Annotated in this window: 8 protein-coding genes; 4 read left to right on the top strand and 4 right to left on the bottom strand. The window is 72.1% G+C overall.

Going from position 1 to position 9235, the window contains the following annotated elements; genetic code table 11:
* Positions 1-184: 184 nt before the first annotated feature.
* Both BN12_RS12340 and BN12_RS12335 read left to right on the top strand, forming a co-directional pair.
* A complete protein-coding gene (locus tag BN12_RS12340) occupies positions 185-1237 on the top strand; it encodes a MerR family transcriptional regulator (protein WP_048552859.1) in 1053 nt (350 codons plus the stop codon).
* A gap of 168 nt (positions 1238-1405) precedes the next feature.
* Positions 1406-4579 (top strand): bifunctional cytochrome P450/NADPH--P450 reductase, encoded by a 3174-nt coding sequence (locus BN12_RS12335; RefSeq protein WP_083454615.1) that lies wholly within the window; start codon positions 1406-1408, stop codon positions 4577-4579.
* 31 nt (positions 4580-4610) lie between these two features.
* On the opposite strand, the gene BN12_RS12330 is transcribed toward BN12_RS12335, so the two are convergent.
* Positions 4611-5528: an NADP-dependent oxidoreductase gene (locus tag BN12_RS12330; protein WP_048552857.1), complete on the bottom strand. Its 918-nt coding sequence runs from the start codon at positions 5526-5528 to the stop codon at positions 4611-4613.
* 191 nt (positions 5529-5719) lie between these two features.
* A complete protein-coding gene (locus tag BN12_RS23815; RefSeq protein WP_048552851.1) occupies positions 5720-6412 on the bottom strand; it encodes a TetR family transcriptional regulator in 693 nt (230 codons plus the stop codon).
* A gap of 70 nt (positions 6413-6482) precedes the next feature.
* On the opposite strand from BN12_RS23815, the gene BN12_RS24525 reads away from it, so the two are divergent.
* The gene (locus BN12_RS24525; RefSeq protein ID WP_048552850.1) at positions 6483-6842 is read left to right on the top strand and encodes an antibiotic biosynthesis monooxygenase family protein; all 360 of its coding nucleotides are present in this window, start codon (positions 6483-6485) and stop codon (positions 6840-6842) included.
* Between the two features lie 325 nt (positions 6843-7167).
* Here BN12_RS24525 and BN12_RS12315 read toward each other — a convergent pair whose 3' ends face one another.
* On the bottom strand, positions 7168-8691 hold the full coding sequence (locus BN12_RS12315; protein WP_200901207.1) for a bifunctional phosphatase PAP2/diacylglycerol kinase family protein: 1524 nt from the start codon (positions 8689-8691) through the stop codon (positions 7168-7170).
* On the opposite strand from BN12_RS12315, the gene BN12_RS24520 reads away from it, so the two are divergent.
* Positions 8690-8851: a hypothetical protein gene (locus BN12_RS24520; protein ID WP_157635475.1), complete on the top strand. Its 162-nt coding sequence runs from the start codon at positions 8690-8692 to the stop codon at positions 8849-8851. The genes BN12_RS12315 and BN12_RS24520 overlap by 2 nt on opposite strands.
* Here BN12_RS24520 and BN12_RS12310 read toward each other — a convergent pair.
* Positions 8829-9235: alpha/beta hydrolase (locus BN12_RS12310; RefSeq protein WP_048552846.1), on the bottom strand; the 407-nt coding region annotated here is incomplete at its 5' end. The two genes, BN12_RS24520 and BN12_RS12310, sit on opposite strands and share 23 nt — an antisense overlap.

Raw genomic sequence — 9235 nt, 5'->3', positions numbered from 1 at the left:
GGGGGGGGGAGCCGGTCCCCGGCAGGTGCGGGGTTGTCGTGGTCACTTCTCGGTTTCGACCACGGAAAGCCCGCACCTGCCGAGCCTCCCGGGCGGGGCACACGCGCGCTTGACCTTCCCCCGAGGGCAGACCGGAGGGTGGGCCGTGGGCGCACTCCGCGCCAAGAGGGAGAGGATGGCCTGCGTGTTGAGCATCGGGGAGTTCGCCCGCGCCAGCGGGCTGACCGCCAAGGCGCTGCGACTGTATGACGAGCTCGAGCTGCTGAGGCCCGCCGAGGTGGACCCGAGCAACGGATACCGCTACTACTCGGCGGAGCAGGTCGAGCAGGGACGTCTCGTGGCACGGCTCCGCTCGGCCGGGGTACCCCTTCCGCGCATCGCGGCGATCATCGGGGCCGACACTCCGGAGGCGGCGGCCGAGGAGGTCCTGTCCTACTGGCGGGACGTCGAAGCCTCGAGGGCGTCGGCGCGCGAGGTCATCACCTCTCTCGTCGGCCTTCTCAGAGGACAGGACACCACCATGAGCCACTCCGCTCCAGCTCCACTCGACATCAGCCTCGCCGACCTCATCGCGCGTCTCTACGAGGAGCTGCCCGACGCCGACGACCTCGCCAGGGTCGGCGCGGCGCGACGACAGGCGCGGGCCCTGTCCGACCTGGGCGACCAGCTCGTCGAGCACTACGTCAGCGAGGCCAAGCTGGGTGGCGCGACGTGGAGCGAGATCAGCGACGCCCTCGACGCGACCCCGCCCGGATCCCCGAAACGGAGGAGCCGCAACCCGCTCGAGGGCTTCACCGATCTCAGTCGGCACAGCATCGTCCTGGCCCAGGAGTCCGCCCGGGAGCACCGGCACGAGCTCATCGGCACCGAGCATCTCCTCCTCGGCCTGCTCTCGGAGCCGCGGGGTCTCGCACACGAGCTGCTCACGACCCACACCTGCTCGGAGGAGGAGATCCGTGCCGCGGTCGAGGGGGCGATGCCACCCGGCGGAGAACAGGCGCTGCCGGGCCACATCGCCTTCGGCCCGGACAGCAAGGAGGCCATCGAGCAGGCGCTTCGTGCGGCGTCCGACCTCGGTCACGACTGGGTGGGTACGGAGCACCTGCTGCTCGGCCTCGCCCGTGCCGAGAACGGCTTGGCGGCAAGGGCATTGCGCGATCTCGGCCTCACCGTGGACTCCCTCCACGAGGTCGTCGCGACGGAGGTCGCCAGGCGCCGCGCAGCGAACGACGAGTAGCCCTCGCCGACGCGGCGAACGGGCCCACCGCACGAGCCCGGGCGTTCGCGCGACCCCGGCCATCCGGCATACCGGGCTCATCCGTCGGAGGGGAAGCGTCCCGGAACCCTTACCCGGGAGGGCCGCCGTGAGTAGGGTCGACTGGCGCCCCGCCGTCGAGGAGGACACGTGTCCAGCATCCAGGCCATCCCCCAGCCGACCCCCGACCCCGTGATGGGCAACCTCGGCCTGCTGGACCCGAACGCGCCGGTCCAGAGCTTCATGCGGCTGGCCCGGATCCATGGCCCGATCTACCGCGTGGACGTCCCCGCACCGGTGATCGTCCTCAGCTCCCAGGAGCTCGTCGACGAGGTATGCGACGAGTCCCGCTTCGACAAGCGGGTCGCCGGGGCGTTGAAGAACATCCGTGACTTCGCCGGCGACGGCCTGTTCACGGCGCGGACCGAGGAGCCGAACTGGGCGATCGCGCACCGCCTCCTCATGCCTGCCTTCGGGCCGCTCGGCATCCGCGGCATGTTCGACAGGATGCTCGACATCGCCGACCAGATGCTCCTGCGGTGGGAGCGGTTCGGCCCCGGCAACGTCATCGACGTCGCCGACGACATGACGCGGATGACCCTCGACACGATCGGCCTGTGCGCGTTCGACTACCGCTTCAACAGCTTCTACCAGCGCGACCTGCACCCGTTCGTCGGCGCGATGGTCGACGCCCTTGCCGAGGCGGGAGCCCGGACCCGCGGCTCCGAGGCGGCGAGCACGCTGCTCCTCGGGTCCCGGCGCACGTACGAGGACGACCTGGCGCTCATGAAGCAGGTCGCCGACGACGTCATCGCCGAGCGCAGACGTGACCCGAACGCTGCGGACAAGAAGGACCTGCTCGGCATCATGCTCAACGGCCGCGACCCGGTCACCGGCGAGGGCCTGTCGGACGAGAACATCCGCTACCAGCTCGTCACCTTCCTCATCGCCGGTCACGAGACGACGAGCGGACTGCTGTCGTTCGCGACGTACTTCCTCCTGAAGAACCCCCAGGTGCTCGAGAAGGCCCGGGCCGAGGTCGACGCGGTCCTCGGCACGGATCTCCCGAGCGTCGACGACATCGGCAAGCTGAAGTACGTCGAGCAGGTGCTCATGGAGTCGCTGCGCATCTGGCCGACGGCTCCGGCGTTCCAGCTCAAGGCATACGAGGACACCGTCATCGCCGGGAGGTACCCGATCAGCCAGCGGGACACCGTGATGGTCCTCAACCCGCAGCTGCACCGCGACACGACCGTGTGGGGTGACGACGTCGAGTCCTTCCGCCCGGAGCGGTTCACCCATGAGGCGCTGGCCGAGCTGCCGCCCAACGCGTGGAAGCCGTTCGGGAACGGGCAGCGTGCCTGCATCGGCCGCCCGTTCGCGATGCAGGAGGCAATCCTCCTCGTCGCGATGATCCTCCAGCGGTTCGACCTCGTCGAGGACGACCCGTCCTACCAACTCGTCGTCTCCGAGACGCTGACGCTGAAGCCGAAGGACTTCCGGATCCGGGTCAAGAGCCGCGGCACGACGTCGTTCGCGCCGCGCAGCGCGCTCGCTCCTCGCCAGGCCTCCCCGGAGAAGGCCGCGGCCGTCGTCGCGCCGTCGGAGGACGCGACCCCCCTCTACGTCCTCTTCGGCTCCAACACCGGCTCCGCCGAGGGCTTCGCCGAGCGGATCGGCAGCGACGCCGCCGGACAGGGGTATGCCGCCCAGGTCGCGCCGCTCGACGACTTCACCGGGCACCTGCCGACCGACGGCCCGGTCATCGTCGTCACCGCGTCGTACGAGGGACAGCCGACCGACAACGCCCGCCAGTTCGTCGCGTGGGCCGACGGGCTCGAGCCGGGCACGCTCGACGGGGTCCGGTATGCCGTCTTCGGCTGCGGCAACCGGCAGTGGGCACGCACCTACCAGGCCGTGCCGAAGCGGCTCGACGAGGCGCTCGCCGCCGGTGGGGCGAGTCGGCTCCGGGAGCGGGGCGAGACGGACGCCGGTGGCGACTTCTTCGGCGCCTTCGACGAGTGGTATGCCGACCTGTGGCGGGATCTCGGCGCCGCGCTCGGCAAGCAGGAGCGAGCTGTCCCGACGGGCAGCCAGCTCGAGGTCGAGGTCGTCACCGAGGGTCGCGCGTCGATCCTGCGGCTCGGGGACCTCAAGTACGGCGAGGTCGTCGAGAACCGCGAGCTCGTCGACATGTCCTCGCCGCTCGGCCGCTCCAAGCGGCACATCGAGATCGCCCTGCCCGAGGGGATGACCTATCGCGCCGGCGACTACCTCGCCGTCCTGCCGCACAACCCGATCGGCCTCGTCATGCGCGCCCTCACCCGCTTCGATCTGGCCTCCGACACCCAGATCGTCATCCACAAGGCGGGCGGAACCCGGACGTCCCTGCCGGTCGGTCACCCCGTCAACGCGAGCGAGGTGCTCTTCCACTACGTCGAGCTCGGCCAGCCGGCCACCCGGGGCCAGGTCGCCGCGCTCGCCGCCGCGACCGAGGGACCGCAGCGGGCCGAGCTCGACGCGCTCGCGGAGGACACCGCATACCAGGTCGACGTCCTCGACAAGCGGGTGAGCCTGCTCGAGCTGCTCGAGCGGTACCCGGCCTGCTCCCTCGGCTTCGCCGCGTTCCTCGAGATGCTGCCGCCGGCCAGGGCCCGGCAGTACTCGATCTCCTCCTCGCCGCTGTGGAACGCCGAACACTGCACGATCACCGTCGCCGTCGTCGATGCACCCGCACTGTCCGGCAGCGGACGGTTCCAGGGGATGGCGTCCAGCTACCTGGCCAACTGCGGGCCGGGGACGCGGGTCACCGTCGCCGTCCGGTCCTCGAACGACCTGTTCCATCCCCCGGCGTCGCTGCAGGTCCCGATGGTCATGGTCTGCGCGGGCACCGGGCTCGCGCCGTTCCGCGGGTTCCTCCAGGAGCGGGCCGTCCAGGCCCGCAGCGGTCGCACGGTGGCCAGGTCGCTCCTCTTCTTCGGCTGCGACCACCCCGACGTCGACCTCCTCTACCGCGACGAGCTCGCCGAGTGGGAGGCGGCGGGCGTCGTCAGCGTCAGGCCCGCCTTCTTCAAGGCCCCCGAGGGGGACGTGATGTTCGTCCAGCACCGGCTGTGGCAGGACCGTGCCGATGTCGCCGACCTGTTCCGGGCGGGCGCCAACGTCTATGTATGCGGCGACGGCCGGCACATGGCGCCCGCCGTCCGCGACACCTTCGTCCGCATCTACCAGGAGGCGATGGACGCGACCGTCGAGGCGGCGCAGGAGTGGGCCGACCACATCGAGCGCGAGGCGGGACGGTACGTCTCCGACGTCTTCGCCTGACCCCGTCGACTCCGTTGTTGCGGGGACGCGATCAGCCGGGCGGCTCCGGGGACACGACGAGCACGAGCTTGCCTCGCACGAGACCTGACTCGCCGACCCGGTGCGCCTCGGCGACCTCGGCGAGCGGGAAGGTCCGCCCGACGGGCAGCGAGAACCGGCCCGACTCCACGAGTCCGGCGACCTGGGCCAGTGCCCAGAGCGCTCGCCCCGACTCGCCCGTGCTGAACCGGACACCGTGCTCCTGGGCACCCGCGACGTCGGCGATCGTCATGACGCGCTGCGGACCGCCGGCGAGCCCGACGAGCTCGGGCAACACCCCGCTGCCCGCGACGTCGAGCGCCAGGTCGACACCGCCGGGAGCCAGGGCGCGGACCCGATCCGCCATGCCGGTGCCGTAGGCGACGGGCTCGGCGCCGAGGGAGCGCAGCCGATCGTGGGTCGCCGGGCTTCCGGTGCCGATGACCCTCGCGCCGCCCGCCACGGCGAGCTGGACCGCTGCCTGGCCGATCGTTCCGGACGCACCGTGGACGAGCAACGTGCTGCCCGCCCGGACGCCGAGCTGGTCGAGTGCCCGGGCGGCCGTCTCCACGGCGGAGGGCAACGCAGCCGCCGTCACGACGTCGAGGGAGCGTGGGATGCGGGCGTAGAACGACAGCACCGCGAGCTCGGCCTGTGCGGCGCCGTCGGTGCAGAAGCCGAACACCCGGTCACCGACGGCGACGTCGTCGACTCCCTCCCCGAGCTCGTCGACGACACCCGCCGCCTCGTAGCCCATCGTCTGCGGGAGCTCCTGGTCCATGAGCCCCTGGCGCTTCTTCCAGTCGCTCGCATTGACGCCGGCTGCGCCCACCGCGACCCGGACCTCGCCGGGACCCGGATGCGGATCCGGAAGCTCGACGATCTCGAGCACCTCCGGACCGCCGAACCGGCTGAACCGCACTGCCTTCACGAGCTGCTCCCTTCGTGCGCCGTGCGCCCACCGCCTGGGTGGCGCTCATCCCTGCCTCACCGGCATACCGCACCGGTCGGCGTCGTGGGTGGGAGGTGAGGGTGCGCGCCCGATCGGTATGCCATCACGGTGCGCCCGGCCCGGTGCCCGCTGTCTGTGCGAGCCGCCACCCCGTCTCCCGACCCGGCCGCTCATCCTCGGGCGCCGTCCCTAGCGTCACGTGCCGCCTGCTCCTCGAGCGTCGCGCGGATCAACGCGCGCGCGGCCCACGCCGAGGTGCGCGTCTGGGCCGGGCCGTCGAGCGCCCGCAGGTCCTCGAGGACGATGAGGGCCTCCCAGCCGAGGACCATCGCCAGACCCGACACCAGCTGCTCGAAGAGGTCGTCGTCGAGCTCGTCGCGCAGTGGAGCGATGGCCCGCTCGATCCAGGTGACGCGACGGTAGCCCCGCCTCGGCGTATCAGCGCTGCGGGGTTGCCCGTCACCATCCTCGACGGTGAGCCGGATCAGGGAGCGTCCGAGCGGGAGAGAGGTCGCCGCGGCCTCACCCAGCGCGGCGATCATCGCCTCGACGCGCTCGGTCGCCGCGCCATGGCCGGCCCCCGCGGCGTCGATCGCGGCGTCGACGTCGGTCTGGGTCAACAGCCCGAGCGTCGCATCGAGGAGCAGCTGGTCGAGCGTCGGGAAGTACTGGTACACGGTGCGTCGCGACACGTCGGCGGCCGCCGCGATCTCGTTGACGCCCGGGGTCCCGGACCCGTCGACGAGCAGCCGCATCGTGGCATCGACGATCGCGGCACGCGTCCGTCGCCGCTGTCGGGCTCGCCCGGACTCGTCCGCCGGGTTCCGCGAACGAGCCGCTCCTTCGTCCTTGACGCCAGCCATCACGCGAGAGTATACCTGAGTGCATTCATTGCACAGTAGTGCAGTGGATGCACTCAGACGAAGGAGAGACATGAGCCAGATCTCAGCGCAGGACCGCGTCGCCCCGGCGGCCGACGGACGGGTCGGCGGCCCCGTCACCCTCATGAACCGGTTCGTCGTGCCGCCGGACCGCGACGCGGCCTTCCACGCGCTGTGGACCACGACGAGCCAGTACTTCATGCGCCAGCCCGGCTTCGTCTCGCTGCGGCTGCATCGAGCCCTCTCATCCGAGGCCGACCACCGCTGGGTCAACGTCGCGACCTGGGAGTCCGAGGCGGACTTCCGCGCGGCCCACGCCACCGAGGAGTTCCGGCAGCTCGTCACGGCGCCCGGATGGCAGGAGTTCCCCAGCTCCCCGATGCTCTTCGAGGTCGTCACGTCGGTGGGGTAGCTGTCGGTCACGGCCGGCGCGTCGGTGGGGTAGCCACGACGAATCGGGTCGAGGTATGCGACGACGCCGCAGCAGTCGGACCGTGCGGGTGGTCGCCGGATACCTCGACCCGGGCAGGCACCCACTGGGTCGAGGTAGACGATGACGCTGCGGCGGTCGCTGGATACCTCGACCGGACAGACGCCCACTGGGTCGAGGTATCGAGACCCCACCGGAACGTCACCACATACCTCGACCGACCGGACACCCACCGAGTCGAGGTATCCAATGCCCGCCGCCCGGTCACCGCACGCCTCGAATCGCCGGAGGCGGCTGGGGAGACGGCTCAGCCGGGCGCGTCCGCCGGCCGGAAGACGGTGAGCGCCCGGCGCTCCACCCGGACCCGCAGCCGGTCGGCCGTCTCCCCGAGCTCGCCGTCGCGAGCGACCCGCACCGATCCGTCGAGGATCTCCAGGTCGAGGGCGGGCGCCGAGATCTCGTGGTACCGCGGGTCGCGGGCGAGCCGCCCGGTGACGAGGGCCGCGAGGACGGACAGCCGCGCCAGGGTGCTGGAGACATCGAGCATCCTCAGGTCGAGGACCCCGTCGTCGAGCTGCTCGCGCTCGGTCGGGACGAACCCTCGCGGCAGGTAGCGCCCGTTGCCGAGGAAGAGGAGGTCGACGTCGCTCGTCACCTCGTCGACCCGCACCCGCAGCGCCTGGCGCCGCCCGATCGTCCGCAGGCCGGCATACAGGGCGGCGAGCGGCTTGCCGACCCGATGCTCGTAGCGCTCCCGGATCTCGACGAAGTCGGTGTATGCCCCTACGCTCGCCGTGTTGAGGAAGAGCTCGTCGTTCAGATATGCGACGTCGACCTTCGTGACGGTGCCGGCCCGCACCGCGTCGACGGCCCTGCCGATGGGAACGCTCCCCACGTCCTTGGCGAAGTGGTTGAAGGTCCCGGCGGGGAACACCGCGAGGGGCACGCCGTGGCGGAGGGCGGCAGCGGCCGCCGCGCCGACCGTGCCGTCGCCGCCGGCCACCCCGAGGACGTCGGCCCGGGCGGCGGTCTCGTCCATGACCTGCTCGACGTCGGAGTCCTCTTCGAGCTCGACGACCTCGAGCTCGGGCAGCTGCCGGCGCAGCTCGTGGAGGACCTTCTGGCCCCGTCCGCTGTGCGAGGCGGGGTTGACGACGAGGGCCACACCCTCCCCCCGGGGCCGGGGCTCGACGTGCTGGACCGCCCGTGGCCGGACCTGCCGCGACGGTGGCTCCGCGGGCGGGACGAGCCGGGCCCCGAGCGCGGCGACCGCGACGCCGATGAGGACGCCGCCGGCCACGTCGGACGGGTAGTGGGCACCCGTCGCCACCCGGGACAGTCCGACGAGCCCGGCGAGCGCCGCGAGCGGGATCCCGAGGGGTGGCGACTCGATGCCGACACCCGTCGCGAACGCCGCCGCGCTCGCCGCGTGACCGCTCGGGAACGACGCCGACGACGGCATCCGCCGGGAGCGCCTGCCGAGCGGGACCGGCCAGGTCGGCGGACGCCGCCGGTGGTGGACCCGCTTGGCGACCTGGTTGGCGACGAGGCTCGTCACGCCGAGCGACACGAGCCCGCGGAGCGCCGCTCGACGCGCGCGCTGGTCGCCGGACACGCCGAGGAGCCCCGCGATCCCCATCCACAGGACGGAGTGGTCGGCGGCGTCGGTCAGCCGCGGCATGACGGTGTCGAGGCCGGGGCTCCTCGTGCGGGCGACCGCCTCGAAGACCGCGGCGTCGAGCGCATCGACCTCGTGCGCCAGCTGCCGCAGCCGGCCCCCCACCGCTCGTCCCCCGGCCATCACGCGGTCCATCCCCAGCACCTCGTCCATGGCCGCGAGCATGCCGGATGCGACGTCGGACCACCACCGGTCGTCGGGGACGTCGAGCTCACCTCGGCGCCGGAGCCCCTACGGCGTCGACCGCGGCTTCCGCGACCCCCAGGGCAACAGCGTGCGGCTCACCCAGGTCATGGAGCACATCGGGGGCTGAGCCACTCCAGACCCTCCGCCGCGTGGGTGAGCACGGAGATGTGCCCCAGCCCGGCATACGTCCGAAGCGTCGCCCCCGGTATGCGGGAGGCGAGCCACTGCGAGTGCGTCGGCGGGACGACGCGATCGTCGAGGCCGTGGAGCAGCAGGGTCGGGACGCCGATGTCGGCGGGGTCGAAACCCCAGTCCGCGACGTAGGCGAGGTCGTCGTCGATGCCCGGCCCCGGACCGTTCGCGACCCCGGCCCGGACGATGCCGTCGAACCATCCCCACGGGCCGGCGAAGGCCGCGAGGTCGGACGGGGTGAACTCCGGGTCGTATGCGGCGCCGTGCGCGGCCTGGTGGGCCACCTTCGCGTCCCGGCCCGCCGCCGCGGCCCGCAGGG

This window comes from Nostocoides japonicum T1-X7 (assembly GCF_001046855.1).
Classification (GTDB): Bacteria; Actinomycetota; Actinomycetes; order Actinomycetales; family Dermatophilaceae; genus Nostocoides; species Nostocoides japonicum.
Note: the sequence above shows the minus strand (reverse complement) of the source record. Positions and strands in the feature narration are given on the sequence as shown.